We start from the raw sequence: 17,577 nt of genomic DNA, 5'->3' as shown, positions 1-17,577 counted from the left end.
CCATGCGGTTGTAAAATGATTTAGATATTGATTTTAATTCATAATCAAAAGAAAAATTAAAAATTAAATCTGGCATAATTATTATTTAGGTAATCACGTGCTTTTGAAAAAAAATCATCAACAAATAAAAGGAGATCGAAAAATGAAAGGAACAAATTTCGTAAAGAAGAATTTACTGCCACTTTTAATATTGGCGTTAATTTCTTTTTTCGTCGGCTGTCAGGAAGAATCATCACTCGAAACTTCCGAACCAAAAACTGACAAAGAGGCAATGATTCAAATTGCTGATGAAGATTCACTACTCGCATCTTTTGAACCAAATTATAATGAAGATGGTGTAATGGATATTATAGGTAAAGTTAATACACCAATTTATCCAGTTAGAGTCGGACAAAAGATGAGATTGGTTAATCGTGTACTTGATATTAATATTCAAGGTGATACTGCTTATGGAGTATTAACAAAAACCTTTGAAGGTACTCTATTTATTCTTGCAAAGTATGATTCCACATCAACTGAGCCGGATACATTAATTCAGAAACCATTTACATCAACAGTTACCAGAAATCTTGTATTCATTAAAATCGCAAATACAGAACTTCCAAAACGAAACTGGGTTCTTGCAGCAGTTTCATTACCCGAAGGTGGAACAAATACTCCTCAAAGTATTGACATTACTAAAATGACAGTATTCCTGCCAAACGGAGATACATTAGTAATCAATTCACCGAATGATTATTACCTCCATAGAAGATGGGGATTTTGGTGGAGATGGAAAAACTTCCCGGTTGTTCCAGGCAATTCTCAGCTAACAATCAAAGTTGAGCTAACAAGTGCTTATGAACAAGATGATTTCGTAACTTTAACTTTCGGTGCTGATGCAAGAGGACTTCACAGAGCAAAGAAAAGATTTGTTCTTGTTAGTTCTACCTTTAACGGAACTGGTTACGATAAAGTTTATGAACAGAGTTTTCAAACTCATCAATACCGGGGATTCTTCCACGCAATCCTGAATGCAATGCCAGGTCAGGTTGTACTGGATGATTCCGCACCTGTTGAACAGGAAAGCTGGGGCGTTCCATACTTCGTCAGACCGTAGTTCATATTGCTCTCTCATTACCTCTCCTGCTTCGGTGGGAGAGGTAATTTTGTTTAAGCGGAGAATAATAAATAATGAATTAAATTTGAGCAGGTAACTGAAATGAATTTTATAATTAAAATATTATCAGCATTAGCAATAATAATTTTGCTATTTTCTTGCGATAAACCATCTCCAACTGAATTGGTTGACAATTCAAATCAAAACGAGAACTTTGAAGTTGAAATAATTAGTAAAGATACTGAAGATGAATTTTACAGCAACGGATTTGATACAAGTGGAGTTGTTCAAACTCAGATAAATAGTATAATAAGTATAACGGGCGGCAAAGTTTCATTTCAGGGTCAAACAGAAAATTTTTCTTTAGCTCAAACAATCATCTTTGATAAAAATAATCCTGTCTATAACTCTTCGGGAAAATTAGTTGGATATAAAACACGTACACCCGGAACAATCAGATTTAATAACCTATTATGTAGATTAGTCGATTACCGGATCCGTTACCGTGATGCCAGTCAGATTGTTGATACTTTACTCGGCAAAAAGTATGCGTTGTATAAAGGTAGAGGTTATTTTCAGGATAATTTTGATTTTCCTTATAACTCAGTAGTTAACTTTAATTTTAATCCTCTAATCGGTCCAACAATTAATTTCGATATTCCAACTCCTGTAGAAGTTAATGGCTCTGTAAGATTGGAAGGAAGCAGGGCTGAAAAAAATCTCAGAGCAATTTTACAATGGAATACGAATCATAATCCTTACTTTTCAATTGTGATAGGTGTTGGGAAGAGAAATTCGCGTGATGTATTTCCACTTTACAGAATTAAAACTAATGATGATGGTAGTTTAATAATTCCGCCGAAGCTTTTATTAAATATCTCTCGTGACAGATTTGATAAACTTGTTTTTACTTTTATCAGAAGTTTTGATAACAGAACTGATCTCGACAATCAGAATGTTTTTATTTCATCGCAAAGTATTCATACAATTAATGTAGTTCTGCCTTGAGATTAATTTTATTTACAACCTTGATTTTATTGATGAGTGCTTTAACTATGGCTCAGCAAAGTTTCTACATAAACGGTTTATGGAACAGTGATTTATTGATTAGTTCTGAACTAAATTCTGAAAATAATTTTCCTGTTTCATCAAATGTTAAAGACTGGCTATTCTCCGTTTCTTATGGTTCGGAATTTTCAGGAAGAACTAATTCTTATTTGAATCAAATTTCTGTTATCAAATCATTTGGTAATCATTTATTCAAAGCAAAGTATTCACCGGGATTCCAAAAAGAATTTTTATTCAGTACAGGACAATCAATCATTCTTAGCGATACAAATTCACAATCGCTTAAAGCCGATTATGTTTATAAAGAATTATTTGGATTTGGATATTCTTATAATCTTAATGAAAAAATTTCATTCGGCTTTAATCTGAAATTTTTCAATCAGACTTTTACTCAAGAAGTAATTAAGCCGGTTTTTTCAGATACGAATTATCTGGTAATAGAAACTGAAAAAGATGATATTGATTTATGGAAAGCAGATTTGGGAATGTCTTATAAATTTTCAGAAAATTTTTTAGTGAGTTTAGCTTCGTTGAATCTGCTTACATCTGAATCAAATCCTCAATATGATTATAATAAAAATTTTCTGTTGAACACTGATAGAAGTTTTTCTTTCGCCGTTTATATAAAACCACTTCAGAACTCAGCGATAAATTTTATTTATGAAACAGATAATTCTTTTGCCGGCAGTTTAAATCAATTCTTCAGATTGAATAATGATAAAATTGGAATTTCGATTACAGCTTATCACGATAAGTTTCAGAACCCTTTTATCAACAGCATTTCACCTTCATTGGTTTATTCATCAAAATATTTTGATGTTGCTTTATCGGGAATAAAATATTTTGAAAAGCGAAAAGATATTTCTTCTTTTCAGAAGTTTTCTGATGATGGAATTAAAAACTTACTTCACAACCAATTTAGCTTCGACAGAGTTAACCTCACTTTCAACTTTAAATTGAACACTAAAGCAGAACAACAAATCAAAATTCTTGATGCAGAAATCAAGCTAGATATTTTCCCGGCATTGTCAGAAGAATATCTTGATAAACCAATTGCTATTGCAAAAGTTGTTAATCTCACCGAAAAACTTTTGACAGTAAAACCGGCAATCAGAATAAACGGAATAAATAAAGATGTGATTCAACTCGGAAACTTTCAGATTGCAGCGTTTGATACTGCAGAGATTCCTGTGTATGCTTTTATTCCCGAGAATATTCAGATTGATAAAGCGACACTTTCTTACGCGGAAATTTATTTCTTCACAAATACAGAACAGCAGGAAGATGAGATTCAGAAGCCAATACTTATAAATAGCGTTAATTCATGGGATGGAGAAGTAAAAAATCTGAGATACTTTATTAAAAAAGATCTGGCTTTCTCGCAGTCGTATGCAAAGCAACTGCTTTCAAATTATAAATCACAGTTGGATACACTTCCTAATTCATTAGCAGATTTTTATAAAGCAAAGATTATTTTCAACAACATTATCAAAAATTTGTCATATGTTTCCGATCCAAGAATTAAATGGGACTTTGTTCAATATCCTTCTGAAACTTTAAAGTTAAAAGGTGGTGATTGTGATGATCTGAGTGTTTTGTTTTCATCACTACTTGAAAGTATTGGGATTGAAACAGCTTTAATTGATTATCGTTCAAGAAATGACATAAGACATGTAAATGTTTTGGTGAATACAAAACTTTCGCCACAACAAGCATTATTGATTACTGAAAATGATTCGAAATATTTTATTAGAAAAAATGAATCTGGTGTTGATGAAGTCTGGATTGCAGTAGAAACAACTTCTCTTACTGATTTTGATACTGCGTGGAGTTTAGGTTCTGAAATTTTTAATGGTGAAGCTATTGATAAAATGGGATTGTTAAATGGTGATGTTCAAATTATTGATGTTTATTAAAAGGAGAATTAAAATGAAAAAGATAATCTTTCTGTTGGTGATGATTTCATTAAATGCATTCCCGCAGAATTTTGAAATCATAAAAGTAAACGGAAAAGCAAAAGCTCTGCTTAATAGCTCTGATAGTTGGATTGAATTAAAATCAGGCAGTAAACTATCAGCAAATTCAATCATCGAAATTGATAAAAATTCTTCTGTTAAAATTGTCGGTGAAAATGTTTCTGTTACATTAAATGGCAGCTCAGCAATAACTTTATCAAGCTTGAAAAAGATGAGTACGGAAGAATTGTTGCTTGCACTCGCGATGGAAAATATTTTAAGTGCTCCCAGAAAAAACAAAAATAACAATTCACCAAACACAGCTGTTTATGGCAAGAATGATTTTGAGAAAAATCCTGTGGTTTCAAATGATGAATTTGGATTGAAAAGACTGAACGGTGCAAAACAGTTAGCTGAAAACGGACTGAAAGAATCAGCAGTAGTTGCAGCGAAAGAAGTATACAGAAAATATCCGTCAACAAAATCATTAGCAGAGTACAGAATTTTCTTCGCTGATATTCTTTATGAAAAAAAGTTATATGAAGAAACTCTAGATGAATATAAAGAGATCAAAACATTAACTCTATCAGAACAACAAAAAGAAAAAGTATCTGAGCGGATTGAAGAGATAAAGAAAAAGATTGCAAAGTAAGTAATACAATTTTGAATTAAATAATAAAGTCTAACACAAATATCTTGCTAAAGTTGCGACATCCTTTGCGTTCCTTGCGGTGAAAAAGAAAATTAACCGCAAAGAGCGCAAAGGAGCGCGAAGGACTACAACCAACAACATTCAATTTTCATCCTCCGACTTCCAATTCCCAACCACCCACAACCTGTTAACATTTCCCTTGCAGCAAGTAAGTGTAAAAGTATTTTAAAAAAAAGTGTGTTGGCATAAAAATATTTTTCAAAAAAAATCAATAAGCGCTTGACAAAAAGTAAAACAATAGATTAAGTTCACCTCAGAAAAAGAAAACCTCAACAACCAAAAACGGAAAAAGCTTATGGGAGAAAGCAAAAAGAGAGTTGACAAACAAAGAAAAATTTGTTTTCAATCATTCAATCATTCAATCATTCAATCATTCAATCATTCAATCATTCAATTTATATTGTATTAACCATCTTCTTGTTAGTAACCATATCAACTGTTAAAGCACAGATAATAATAAAAGAGAAAGTGGAGATAAATCCTGAGACAATCACACCTGAATATGCAGCACCTCAATACACACCCTGTGGTCCTTGGATAGCATCATACGACAGACTTAATCCCTGGCAGGTGGTATGGAACAGCATTTCTTTTGCACCCGACCCTTATCAACAAATGTTTAACTTTCAGGATAACAGATATGGGCCCGGCTTGCAAAGAAGAACATACAAATTTGATCCGGATAAAACCTACAACATAACACTGCAGCAGTCAGATGAGTATGCATATTTTACTTATGGTGGATTTTATGATAACACAACAGGAAGTTATGTTCCGATACAATATGTTGGAACAACACTAGACGGAGTACTTGGTTCAGACCTTGGAGCAACATCTATATATGATTATGTGCAGGATTACCCGAATGGATTATATCACAACGACTCAAAATACAGACTAAGAATAAAAAGGAATGTTCCATTGGGAACAGAAATAATAATGACAGTATTTGATGGACAGGAGACGATAAACTATCATACAAGAGTAGAAACACCAACCTTTACTATAGAAAGCAGAGCAGCAGAAGATGATCTACTGCATTATTACAGCAGAGATATAGAATTCTGGTTAAACTTTCAGCATAGTTGTCAATTAGATGGATATGGAGGAGCATATCCTGAGGGAATAAAATTTAATGTAGAGATAGTACAAGGACAGGAATATGGAAATCTGTATTATCCGGGCACAGTTGCAGAGCCTGAACAATCAGGAACATCAATAACAAATCTTGAAGATGAATATGGAATGGGGATTGCCACCTATACAATTAAATATAAAGCCGATGGAATACAGCCTGATGAATCAAATCCTGGAATAGTAACAATAAGATGCACGGCAAATGATTTAGATATAGCACCAGTAGAAGTAAGCTTTCCGGTAGTATATAATGAAGACCCGCCTGATGAAGGAGGAGTAATAGTAGTAGAGTTTGACAAAGACAGTTATCAGCCAGGAGAGACAGCAATAGCAAACTGCAGATGGTTAACAGGATACAATGAGTTGATAGATTTTCCTTCAGAACAGATATTTAATGTTGAGATAACCGGAGGCAGTGAATACGGAGAGTTACAAAATCCTGTAAGTGGGGAAGTTGGGACAAGATTAGAAGCAGTAAGTAATGGTTTCAGAGTATTAACAGCAACGGAAATAGCAGAAGAAGAAGTAAGGATAATACTGAGAGTTAGTACAATAGTAGGAGGAGGAATAGCCACGAGACCTGCAAATAAAAAAGGCAGTGAGGAAGAAAAAACGATAGACAAAGAAGTAAAGCAGAAAGAACCGATAATACCTGAGCTGATAATAATCGGAGGTGAAGAAGAAATAGTTGGCTTTGGAACAGTAGTAGTAAGAAAAGTTGAGTGTGATGAGGAGATTGTTGTTTGTGAAAATCCTCAACCACAAATGTTAGACATGAATAGTATAGAATTTTATAAAGAGAACGATATTTTTCATACATGGCTATATGATCCACTTGGTAATGAAATAACCTATTATGTTCAAGGGTGTGAATTTAAAAGTAAGGAAAAGGGGAAAATCAGTTTAGGTGTTACTCTGTTAATACCTGGTATGCCACTATTTAAATCTTTAAGTGGTCCATTCGATTGGAAGACCGAAAGTGAAGTTGAGTTTAGAACTTGTGTTCACCAAAATGAAAATCGTTGGATAATAAATGTAGAAAGACTTAGAATACCCGTTTTTAGTTCTTCTTGTATTAATAATCCACCTGAACCATACTTCGAATTTATAGATTTAGGAGATGGCTCAGATATACTTTTATTGGAAAATAATATTCCAGATAGAGAAACATTTGATATGGTTATGAGAGATTTAGAATATTGGAAGACACCCCTAGAACGGTTTAAGAGATATCCAGAGAAATTTGTTTTCAAATCTGGAATACAAAGACACGAAGATTATCATGGAATTCTTGAAGCAGAAAATATCAAAATGTTATTCAATGGTTATTTCCAGATACTTTTCAATGCAAATTATTCGCTCAATACCTATAAATGTCCAGAGGACCTTTTGAGAATAATAGAATCGCAAATGAGAGCCAATATTGGAGCTAAAAGAGATGAGGCATTTTATAGGTATACAAATTTAGGTGCCAATGGGCAAAAAAATGAGGAAATGGAATGTGATAAATATGCTGTTAGTGAATATGAAGCAATTGAAAAAAGAATAATAAACTGGGCAAAAAATAAAACGTGGTATTAAAATTTATTAGGAATTAAAATGAAAACAATTATAATAATTTTTTGGTTTTTATTAACTATGTTAACTATGGACTCCTTAGCGCAAAGCCTTTGGGAATTCGAACCCGCGCCCTCCGATTATTTTATCACAAATAATGATACATCATATTTAACATTAAAGAACTATTTGCAAAATGATTCACTTGCTTTTGAAACTCCCTACTTATCAGTGGCTAACCTGTTCGCTTATTACTATGGGAATTCAGAAAAAGACTTTATTTTAGAAAAACTACAAATATTTTATGATACTACCCAACCTAAATTTAATTGGAATAATTTTTTTTCAGCTCAAGTTTTAAGGGGATTTTTAGGGGACCAGGGAGCGATTGAAGGATTGGATTCTGTTATTAGATATTCTAACAATATGTTGTTGAAACTTAGTGCAATAAGTTATCTATATGAAGTTGGAATTCTGGATTATTTTCAGACTATTAAACAAGCTTTTATGGAACAAAATTCTTTGTACAATGGATTTGTTCAACTTGCCCAATATGGCTCAGATGAAAGATTCAAAGATGAAGCAGCGGCTCTATTGGCCGGTGTAATTACTGATTCAACAGATCGAATAAAAACATTTTCTGCTGCAACTAATTTAGCATCTTTTAATAAATTGCTTGCTATTCAAAGTCTAGAATCAAGGTTTTATTCATCAAATGGAGAAGATAGACTGAATTTTTTTATGGATCTTGAATTCATTGACCCCGATGGACAGCCTGAAAGAAGTATGTATGCAATTCCTTTAGAAACGGATGTATATATTAGAAGTGAGTTCTTCCCTCCAACTGGTTCTGCAGAAAAAGGATTGGTAACACGCAGATATCTTGAACCCTTTTGGATTAACTTTATTAAAGAATGGTATAATTATGAATCAGAAAAAATAATTAAATCTTCAATTCTACGGTATATAGAAGATTTTGAACCTAACATTATTGATTCTACATCATCAACTTTAGAATTAATTGAAGACCTAATTGATTTAACAGACACAGTTTACAACTACTCCTGGCTCGGCGATGAACAATTTAAAAATGAGTTACAATCAATCCTCCAATTAGCAAAATCAAATTTGCAAAACGGAGATTCACTCGCTTGCAGAGTTCAGGTAAAAACATTTCAGGGTTTAGTGGATAATGTTTACAAAGATTCACTAAACACAGACCTAAGTTTTGTAACAATTGAAGGCTGGAAGTTTCTTTACTGGAATGCACAGTATATTTTAGACAGACTTCCGCAGCTACCTGTTAATGCAGATATTGAAGAAATCAATCCCGCAATGTCTTTAGTTAATCCGGGTGCTTTCAAAATGGAAGTAAAGGGAACGGGATTTACAGCTAACTCAGTTGTTTACTTTAATGGTAACGCAAGAACAACAACATTTGTTACAGATACACTTCTAACAGCAGAGATATTAGGTACAGATGTAAGCGTAGCGGGAAACTATCCTGTTTGGGTAAGCAGCGGTACAACAAACAGCGATACAGTTATTTATAAAGTAGTAAACACTCTTCCTAAGCCAGTTCGTCCGGTACTGGAGTGTGTAAGAAACAACGGAGATGGTACTTACACAGCATACTTTGGATATAAGAATGATAACACGGTAAGTGTATATATTCCTTTAGGAAGCAAGAACAAGTTCACACCAACACAACAGGACAGAGGACAGACGAGAGTATTTCTGCCGGGAAGGAAGTACAAGGTATTTACAGTAAACTTTAACGGCAGTAATCTTGTATGGACACTAAACGGAAGAACATCAACGGCAAGCAGTAACTCAGCGCCGTGCAATTGAGAATGTACAATGCACAATGTAGAATTAAACTCAGTGTCCGTTAGCCAACGGACACAGAGAATACACGGAGGTACACGGAGAAAACTTTGTGTGCTTGGTGAAAAAATCTTTGAGTTCTTTGTGGTAAAAAAAGAGTAACCACAAAGTTCACAAAGCAAAAACAACGCAATGCCCTCAAAGCAAAAGAAATAAGACAATGGTACGCTGATCTGACTGATTTATTAAGATCAGTTAAGATCATAAACAATCATAAAAATCAGTGTACAATTAACGGAGATTAAAATGAAAAATATAATGATCACACTCTTACTTATAACCTTACTCTCAATCTTAAACTATCCTCAAAACACATACAGCATTCAACCGGGAGTAAAGAATAACCAGATAATACTTGAACTAAAAAATATATCAGAAACAGAACAAACAAGCCTCCCCAAACCCCTCCTAAGGAGGGGCTTTAAGCACATAAAATTTTATGATAACACAGAAGAACAGATTGTTTTGAATCCTGAAGAAACAAAAGAAATTGTTTACAATTTTGATATTGATTACAATATCGGAAATGTTATAGCTGATACACTAGAATTTATGATTACTGATAATAAATCTGTTTACTTAACCAAACAGTTTATTTTACAATATGTTTTACCAACAGAATTTACATTGGACCAGAATTATCCAAATCCATTTAATCCAAGAACGAAAATAAGATTCACAATACCAGATGTAGGGTCTGAGCTTGCTCAGACCGTAATAAAAGTTTACGACATTCTCGGCAATGAAGTAACAACATTGGTAAACGAACAAAAAGAACCCGGTTACTATGAAGTAGAATTCAATGCAGAGCGATTATCCAGCGGAGTATATTTTTATCGATTGCAGGCTGGTAACTTTACACAAACCAAGAAAATGATATTGATGAGATAAAAATGTTGGCGATTCTTAGCGTCCCTTGCGGTTAAATTGTGATATTGCAAGGGGTGAAAAAGGAATTACGAAACAAAATATTCATCTAACCAAATTCGGATTTATCATATTTTCTGGTTTTAATAATTCGTCCAACTTCTCTTTTGATAAAAGATTTTTCTCAAGCACCAATTCATAAATGCCCTTTCCTGTTTCAAGTGCTTCTTTTGCAAGTTGAGTGGAAGTTTCATATCCAAGAACAGGATTTAATGCTGTAACCAATCCAATACTATTTTCAACATAATCCCTGCATCTTTTTTCGTTGGCAGTAATTCCATCAATGCATTTTAATTTCAAAGTCATCATTCCATTTTTAAGCATTTCGATTGACTCAAATAAACTTTGAACAATTACCGGTTCAAAAACATTTAATTCAAGTTGTCCGGCTTCTGCGGCAAGTGTAACTGTTAAATCATTACCAATAACTTTAAATGCGATTTGATTAACAACTTCCGGAATAACGGGATTAACCTTTCCCGGCATTATTGATGAACCAGGTTGCATCGGCGGAAGATTAATTTCATTAAGTCCGGCACGAGGTCCTGATGATAGTAATCTTAAATCATTACTTATTTTAGACAATTTAACAGCAAGTCTTTTCACTGCTGAAGAGTACATTACAAATGATCCGGTATCTTGTGTTGCTTCAACAAGATTTTCAGCAAGAACAATATCTAATCCTGTTACTTCTCTTAAATGCTTAATCACATTTTCGCTATACTGCGGATGAGCATTTATGCCTGTCCCTATTGCAGTAGCTCCCATATTTACTTCAAGGAATAGCTTTGCATTCTGCTCAAGTCTCTGAATTTCCTCTTTAAGTGTTACAGCATAAGCTTCAAACTCCTGACCAAGAGTCATAGGAACAGCATCCTGCAATTGTGTTCTTCCCATTTTTATTATGTGTGAAAATTCTTTTGCTTTTTGCTCGAAAGAAGAAATCAGATCTTTCAGAACCTCTACAAGTTTTTGATTTGCTTTAATCAATGCAATTTTGATCGAAGTTGGATAAGCATCATTGGTTGATTGTGAAAGATTAACATGATTATTCGGATGACAATATTTGTATTCACCTTTTTGGTAGCCGAGAATTTCCAGAGCACGATTTGCAATCACTTCATTTGCATTCATATTTGTTGAAGTGCCGGCACCACCCTGAATCATATCAACAGCAAAATGCGAATGAAGTTTACCGTTTATTATCTCAGTGCAAGCCTGAACAATTGCATCTGCAACTGGTTTAGAAAGCAATCCCAGGTCATAGTTTGCTTTTGCTGCAGCGAGTTTAACCATAGCAAGCGCTTCAATTAGATGCGGATAGAAATTAAGTGTAACTCCACTTATGTTAAAATTTTCTATAGCTCGTAAAGTCTGAATTCCATAATAAAATTCTTCAGGCACTTCACGGTCACCAAGTAAATCGTGTTCTTTTCTTGTTCGTCCGGATTGATATTGTGCAGCAAGATTTATTACTCTTGTGTTAGCTGAACTCATTCGTCTGGAAATTACTCTGGCAATCTTTCCCAAAATATTAATCGCAAGCTGATTATGTTCGCTTATAAGTTCATTAAACTTATCACGGGAAAGAATCAAAATCTCTGAATCAACAGTAGTTCTTGCTGAAGTTGAATGAGGTGAATCATCAAGCAATGCACCTTCACCCAGAAAATCATATTTACTGAATAATGCCAATCGTCTTTCGGCACCATAAGGTGACTTTTTATACAATTCAACTTCACCATCATAAATAACAAAAAGATTTTTACGAATGTTATTTTCTGTGAAAATGTTTTTGCCGGCAGGAAAATTTTCAAATGAGACTTTTGCAGTTAATTGAGAAAGTTGTTCATCGTTGAGATCTTTGAATAGTTCAACTCTTTTCAGGAACTCAACCAATACTTGCTTTTCCATTTTAACTTTTCCTTAAAAATTCTTTTGACAAAACTAAATATTCTTCCTGATATTGAATGTTCGGTTAATCAAGTCAATTCTCTCAGTATGTTATAAAGCACTTTACAAACATTTGAATTACCTGCTCAATTAGGTAAATTTGCAATCAATTTTTCAACAAAATCATTATAAAATATGCGTTATCCTTTTGATCTGATTGAAGCAAAATGGCAAAAATTCTGGGAAGAAAATAAAGTATTCAAAACAGATTTTAATGACATCAGCAAAAAGCTTTATACACTTGTAATGTTCATTTATCCTTCCGGTGCAAAACTTCATATAGGGCATTGGTACAATTACGGTCCAACAGATAGCTGGGCAAGATTTAAGAAGTTACAGGGTTACAATGTTTTCGAACCAATGGGTTATGATGCGTTTGGATTGCCTGCAGAAAATTATGCAATCAAAACAGGCATTCATCCTTTTGATAGTACGATGCAAAACATAAATGATATTCGTCAGCAATTGAAACGAATGGGTTGTATGTATGATTGGGATGCTGAACTAATGACTTGTGTGCCTGAATATTATAAATGGAACCAATGGATATTTCTTCAGATGTACAAGCGAGGATTGGCTTACAGAAAAAATGCTCCGGTTAACTGGTGCCCGAAAGATCAAACAGTTCTTGCAAATGAGCAGGTTCAGGATGGTGCTTGCGAACGATGTGGAACTCCGGTTATTCAGAAGAATCTTTATCAGTGGTTCTTTAAGATTACTGATTATGCCGAAGAATTATTGCAAGGTCTTGATAAAATAAATTGGCCCGAGAAAACAAAAACAATGCAGCGCAACTGGATTGGAAAAAGTGAAGGAGCTGAAGTTAACTTTAAAGTTATTGGAAGTGATGATGAAATTAAAGTTTTTACTACAAGACCGGATACATTGTTCGGAGTTACTTATGTTGTCCTTGCACCTGAACATCCTTTAGTTGATAAAATTACAACTGCTGATTACAGAAAAGCAGTTGAAGATTACCGTGATTCAATAAAATCATTAACTGAAATTGAACGAACTTCTACTGTTAAAGAAAAAACCGGTGTACCAACAGGAGCTTTTGCAATCAATCCTGTAAATGGTGAGAAAGTTCCTGTATGGATTGCAGATTATGCACTGATAACTTACGGAACTGGTGCTGTAATGGCTGTACCTGCGCATGATGAAAGAGATTTTGAATTTGCTACTAAGTTTAATTTGCCAATAAAAAAAGTAATTCTTCAGGATGGAACAAAGGAAAATGATGAACTTAAATCTGCTTTTACAGAAGTTGGCACGATGATAAACTCCGGTCAGTTTAATGGGGTGAGATCAGATGAAGGAATTCAAAAAGTGATTGAATATCTCGAGCAGAATAAATTCGGCAAAAGAAAAATTAATTACAGGCTTCGTGACTGGTTAATATCACGACAGAGATACTGGGGAACACCAATTCCGATTATTCATTGTCCGAAATGTGGTGAAGTTCCGGTTGACGAAAAAGATTTGCCGGTTGAACTACCTTATGATGTTGATTTTCAACCTGGTGGTGAATCGCCTTTAGCGAGAAATGAAAAATTTATAAATGTGAAATGTCCGAAGTGCGGCACTGACGCAAAAAGAGATCCGGACACAATGGATACATTTGTTGATTCTTCCTGGTATTATCTGCGTTATCTTGATCCAAGAATTTCAGATGCACCTTTTGATGTTCAGCTTGCAAACAAATGGACGCCCGTTGATATGTATGTCGGTGGCGCAGAGCATGCAACAATGCATCTTTTGTATGCCAGATTTGTTCATAAATTTTTGAGAGATATTGGTTTGGTTAACAGCGATGAACCATTTCAGACATTAGTTCATCAGGGAACAATTACTAATCAAGGTGCAAAGATGTCAAAGTCAAAAGGGAATGTTGTTAATCCTGACGACTTCACATCAAAATATGGTTCAGATGTTTTCAGAATGTATTTGATGTTTATGGGACCTTATGATCAGGGCGGCGATTGGAGCGACAAAGGAATCTCAGGAGTTGATCGTTTTGTTCAAAGAACTTATGAATTGTTTAATCAACATAAGGATCTGAACAAATCAGTAGTATCAAAAAGCAAATATGAGATTACATCTTTAAACGACAGTGAAAAGAAAATTTATCGCAAAGTAAATCAGACTCTTAAAAAGTTTAATGAAGAAATAGAAAATTTCAGATTTAATACAGCGATTGCATCATTGATGGAATTGCTGAACGAAATGAAAGTTCTTGAGAGTTGTAAAGATGAAATTAAAGTTTATGCACTTGAAAGATTTGCTTTTATGCTTGCACCTGTTGCTCCACATTTAGGAGAAGAATGCTGGCAGATTCTTGGTAAAGAAAATTCAATTTATCAGAAGCCAGTTATCTTCGAGATTGATAAAGATGCATTGATTGAAGACACGGTAAATCTTGCGGTTCAGGTTAATGGGAAATTGCGTGCAACGATTGAAGTCCCGTTAAACAGTGAACAGGAAGCTGTAAAACCAATCATCTTTGCTGATGAAAGAGTGATGAAATTTGTTGACGGCAAAAAGATTGTTAAGGAAATTTTCGTTAAGAATAAGATTTATAATATTGTCGTGAAGGATAGTTAATGGTACGCTGATCGTTATGATTTTTTATGATTATTTATGATAAAAGAAAATTATAAATATTCTGAAATTACGGAATTGATAATAAAAACTTTCTATAGTGTTTATAATAAACTCGGTTATGGATTTCTTGAAAAAGTTTATGAAAATGGAATGATGATAGAATTAAAAAGATTAGGTTTGAAAGTTGAAAAGCAAAAACAGATTAAGGTATTTTATGATGAATTTGAAATAGGTGAATATTTTGCTGATTTAGTTGTAAATGATTCAGTAATTGTTGAATTAAAAGCTGCTGAAAATTTATTACCCGAACACGAAGCTCAATTAGTAAATTATTTAAAAGCAACAGACATCGAAGTTGGAATGCTTTTAAATTTTGGTAAGGAACCAAAATTCAAAAGAAGAGTTTTATCATCTGAATACAAAAATCATAAAAAATCATAATGAATCATAAAAATCTGTGTACCATTTCTCTTTGGTAGTGATTAAATAAAGGAAAAAATAATGCTCGACTTAAAATTCATTCGTGAAAATCCCGAGAAAGTAAAACAGGGAATAGCTAACAAAAACGAAAAAGACAGAGTTGATGAAATACTCGAACTCGATAAACATCGTCGCGAACTGATTGCTCAGTCTGAAGAACTGAAAGCAAAACGAAATCAGGTTTCTGCTGAAATACCAAAACTCAAAAAAGCCGGACAGGATGTAACGGATATCCTTGCTGAAATGAAAAAAGTTTCTGACAGCATAACTGAACTTGATGTAAAACTCCGGGAAGTAGAAAATCAGTTAAATGAAATACTGATGTACATTCCCAATCTTCCCCACGAATCTGTTCCTGTTGGTAAATCATCTGAAGAAAATGTTGAAGTAAGACAATGGTTGCCGGAAGGATTTTTATTTCAATGGGAAAATGGAAAACCACTCGACCACATTGAACTTGGTAAAAAACTTAACATACTTGATTTCGAAAGAGGTGCTAAGGTAAGTGGTTCGGGATTTCCCGTTTATAAGGGAAAAGGCGCAACTTTAGAAAGAGCATTGATAAATTTCATGCTCGACTATCACTTACAGCATCATGGTTATAATGAAATCTTTCCTCCGTTTTTAGTTAATCGTGATTCAATGAGAGGAACAGGTCAGCTTCCAAAGATGGAAGAAGATATGTATCACATAGAAAAAGATGGATTATATCCAATACCAACTGCTGAAGTTCCTATTACAAATCTTCACAGAGAAGAAATATTAAATGAAAAAGATTTGCCGCTTAAATATGTTGGCTACTCAGCTTGCTTCAGAAGAGAGGCAGGTTCTTATGGCAAAGAAAGTAAAGGATTCCTTCGCGTTCATCAGTTTAATAAAGTTGAAATGGTTAAGTTTGTTAAACCGGAAACTTCTTATAACGAATTGGAGTTATTAGTAAAAGACGCTGAAGACATTTTGCAAGCGTTGAAGATTCCTTACAGAATTTTAATGCTTTGTACTGGTGATTTAAGTTTTGCAGCAGCAAAATGTTATGATATAGAAACCTGGTCGCCGGCAGAAAACCGTTGGCTTGAAGCTTCTTCCTGTAGCAACTTTGAAGACTTTCAGGCAAGAAGAGCAAATATCAAATACAGAAATGAGCAAACAAAAAAGCTTGAATTTGTTCACACATTAAATGGAAGCGGACTTGCAACAAGTCGTTTGATGGTTTCAATCCTCGAAAATTATCAGACGCCCGAAGGAAAAGTAATTGTGCCACCTGTACTTCAAAAGTACACTGGTTTTAATTTAATAGGGTAAAGCGTTAAAATGAATGATAGAAAGAAGAAAAATTTAATAAAAAAAAATTCACACTTGTTCTGGTATATTAAAAAGGATTCTTTGGATAAAATTAATGATGAGTTTTTAGTTGAAACGATATTGAACTATGGTGATTGGAAATCAGTTCAAAAACTACTTGAAATTTTTTCAATCGAAAAGGTTGCAAAAATATTTTTTAATCAGATTAGTCAAAAACGCAATAATTATAAAAAACCAACACTGAATTTCTTTAAACTTTATTTCAATGAGCATATTCAAAAAAGAAGTATTATCAAAAGATCAATTAAAACTTCTGCCAATAATCAGAAAGTTTAAGAGAAGTTTTTATTTAGCTGGAGGAACTGCAATTGCATTGTATGCAGGTCATAGAAAATCTGTGGATTTTGATTTATTTACTAATAGGTCTCTCGATAAGAAATATCTGGATAACAGATTAAAACAACTTGGTATCAAATACAAATTAGCATTTCAGACAAAACAAGAATGGACAATTTTTATAAAAAATGTTAAAGTAACATTTTATAATTTTACTGAAAATATTAAACCTGATAAAGATTTTGAGAATATTATTAAAATACCATCTTTACTTGATTTGGCTGCTCTGAAAGCATTTACCATTGGCGAGCGTGCTAAATGGAAGGATTATGTCGATTTATATTTTATTATAAAAGATTTTTTCCCCATACAAAAAATTATAAATAACGCTTACTCAATCTTTCAGGATAGATTTAATGAAAAACTTTTCAGAGAGCAACTGACTTATTTTGATGATATCAATTTCAGTGAACCCATTGAGTATCTAGTCTCTGAACCTGACAACGAAACCATCAAAAATTTTTTAATAAATGCTGCATTGCATTAATACTATTATCATC

Annotated in this window: 13 protein-coding genes; 12 read left to right on the top strand and 1 reads right to left on the bottom strand. The window is 33.5% G+C overall.

Annotated elements, in window-relative coordinates:
* The first annotated feature begins 142 nt into the window (after window positions 1-142).
* The 7 genes from Q0X14_RS07845 to Q0X14_RS07815 all read left to right on the top strand — a co-directional run bounded on the left by Q0X14_RS07845 (window position 143) and on the right by Q0X14_RS07815 (window position 10,306).
* A complete protein-coding gene (locus Q0X14_RS07845; protein WP_297836694.1) occupies window positions 143-1,099 on the top strand; it encodes a hypothetical protein in 957 nt (318 codons plus the stop codon).
* Between the two features lie 102 nt (window positions 1,100-1,201).
* Window positions 1,202-2,107, top strand: coding sequence for a hypothetical protein (locus Q0X14_RS07840; protein ID WP_297836692.1), 906 nt, complete (start codon window positions 1,202-1,204; stop codon window positions 2,105-2,107).
* 32 nt (window positions 2,108-2,139) lie between these two features.
* Window positions 2,140-4,083, top strand: a complete 1,944-nt coding sequence (locus Q0X14_RS07835; RefSeq protein WP_297836689.1) for a transglutaminase-like domain-containing protein — start codon at window positions 2,140-2,142, stop codon at window positions 4,081-4,083.
* Between the two features lie 13 nt (window positions 4,084-4,096).
* Window positions 4,097-4,774, top strand: a complete 678-nt coding sequence (locus Q0X14_RS07830; RefSeq protein WP_297836686.1) for a hypothetical protein — start codon at window positions 4,097-4,099, stop codon at window positions 4,772-4,774.
* A 396-nt stretch (window positions 4,775-5,170) separates the two neighbouring features.
* Entirely contained in the window at window positions 5,171-7,552 is a 2,382-nt protein-coding gene (locus tag Q0X14_RS07825; protein WP_297836683.1) for a hypothetical protein, read from the top strand.
* A gap of 18 nt (window positions 7,553-7,570) precedes the next feature.
* On the top strand, window positions 7,571-9,379 hold the full coding sequence (locus Q0X14_RS07820; protein WP_297836681.1) for a hypothetical protein: 1,809 nt from the start codon (window positions 7,571-7,573) through the stop codon (window positions 9,377-9,379).
* 282 nt (window positions 9,380-9,661) lie between these two features.
* The gene (locus tag Q0X14_RS07815; RefSeq protein ID WP_297836678.1) at window positions 9,662-10,306 is read left to right on the top strand and encodes a T9SS type A sorting domain-containing protein; all 645 of its coding nucleotides are present in this window, start codon (window positions 9,662-9,664) and stop codon (window positions 10,304-10,306) included.
* 81 nt (window positions 10,307-10,387) lie between these two features.
* Here the strand turns inward: Q0X14_RS07815 and aspA are convergent, their stop codons facing one another.
* Window positions 10,388-12,256 (bottom strand): aspartate ammonia-lyase, encoded by a 1,869-nt coding sequence (gene aspA, locus Q0X14_RS07810; RefSeq protein ID WP_297836675.1) that lies wholly within the window; start codon window positions 12,254-12,256, stop codon window positions 10,388-10,390.
* Between the two features lie 174 nt (window positions 12,257-12,430).
* Here aspA and leuS point away from each other — a divergent pair, with 174 nt between their 5' ends.
* From leuS to Q0X14_RS07785, 5 genes are read left to right on the top strand one after another with little or no spacing between them, the layout of a single operon-like run.
* On the top strand, window positions 12,431-14,899 hold the full coding sequence (gene leuS / locus Q0X14_RS07805; protein ID WP_297836672.1) for a leucine--tRNA ligase: 2,469 nt from the start codon (window positions 12,431-12,433) through the stop codon (window positions 14,897-14,899).
* Between the two features lie 36 nt (window positions 14,900-14,935).
* Window positions 14,936-15,340 (top strand): GxxExxY protein, encoded by a 405-nt coding sequence (locus tag Q0X14_RS07800; RefSeq protein ID WP_297836668.1) that lies wholly within the window; start codon window positions 14,936-14,938, stop codon window positions 15,338-15,340.
* Between the two features lie 60 nt (window positions 15,341-15,400).
* Window positions 15,401-16,681, top strand: coding sequence for a serine--tRNA ligase (gene serS / locus Q0X14_RS07795; protein WP_297836665.1), 1,281 nt, complete (start codon window positions 15,401-15,403; stop codon window positions 16,679-16,681).
* Between the two features lie 9 nt (window positions 16,682-16,690).
* Entirely contained in the window at window positions 16,691-17,017 is a 327-nt protein-coding gene (locus Q0X14_RS07790) for a hypothetical protein (protein ID WP_297836662.1), read from the top strand.
* Window positions 16,947-17,564 (top strand): nucleotidyl transferase AbiEii/AbiGii toxin family protein, encoded by a 618-nt coding sequence (locus Q0X14_RS07785; RefSeq protein ID WP_297836661.1) that lies wholly within the window; start codon window positions 16,947-16,949, stop codon window positions 17,562-17,564. The genes Q0X14_RS07790 and Q0X14_RS07785 overlap by 71 nt, the downstream gene beginning before the upstream one ends.
* Window positions 17,565-17,577 lie beyond the last annotated feature (13 nt).

This window comes from Ignavibacterium sp. (assembly GCF_025998815.1).
In the GTDB taxonomy this organism is placed as follows: domain Bacteria; phylum Bacteroidota; class Ignavibacteria; order Ignavibacteriales; family Ignavibacteriaceae; genus Ignavibacterium.
The sequence above is the reverse complement of the archived record's forward strand: the minus strand, read 5'-3'. Positions and strand labels throughout refer to the sequence as shown.

Bases quoted from the DNA above. Each gene is read 5' to 3' on its own strand.
- Q0X14_RS07845 (WP_297836694.1), top strand. From the start codon at position 143: ATGAAAGGAACAAATTTCGTAAAGAAGAATTTACTGCCACTTTTAATA.
- Q0X14_RS07840 (WP_297836692.1), top strand. From the start codon at position 1,202: ATGAATTTTATAATTAAAATATTATCAGCATTAGCAATAATAATTTTG.
- Q0X14_RS07835 (WP_297836689.1), top strand. From the start codon at position 2,140: ATGAGTGCTTTAACTATGGCTCAGCAAAGTTTCTACATAAACGGTTTA.
- Q0X14_RS07830 (WP_297836686.1), top strand. From the start codon at position 4,097: ATGAAAAAGATAATCTTTCTGTTGGTGATGATTTCATTAAATGCATTC.
- Q0X14_RS07820 (WP_297836681.1), top strand. From the start codon at position 7,571: ATGAAAACAATTATAATAATTTTTTGGTTTTTATTAACTATGTTAACT.
- Q0X14_RS07815 (WP_297836678.1), top strand. From the start codon at position 9,662: ATGAAAAATATAATGATCACACTCTTACTTATAACCTTACTCTCAATC.
- aspA (WP_297836675.1), bottom strand. From the start codon at position 12,256: ATGGAAAAGCAAGTATTGGTTGAGTTCCTGAAAAGAGTTGAACTATTC.
- leuS (WP_297836672.1), top strand. From the start codon at position 12,431: ATGCGTTATCCTTTTGATCTGATTGAAGCAAAATGGCAAAAATTCTGG.
- Q0X14_RS07800 (WP_297836668.1), top strand. From the start codon at position 14,936: ATGATAAAAGAAAATTATAAATATTCTGAAATTACGGAATTGATAATA.
- serS (WP_297836665.1), top strand. From the start codon at position 15,401: ATGCTCGACTTAAAATTCATTCGTGAAAATCCCGAGAAAGTAAAACAG.
- Q0X14_RS07790 (WP_297836662.1), top strand. From the start codon at position 16,691: ATGAATGATAGAAAGAAGAAAAATTTAATAAAAAAAAATTCACACTTG.
- Q0X14_RS07785 (WP_297836661.1), top strand. From the start codon at position 16,947: ATGAGCATATTCAAAAAAGAAGTATTATCAAAAGATCAATTAAAACTT.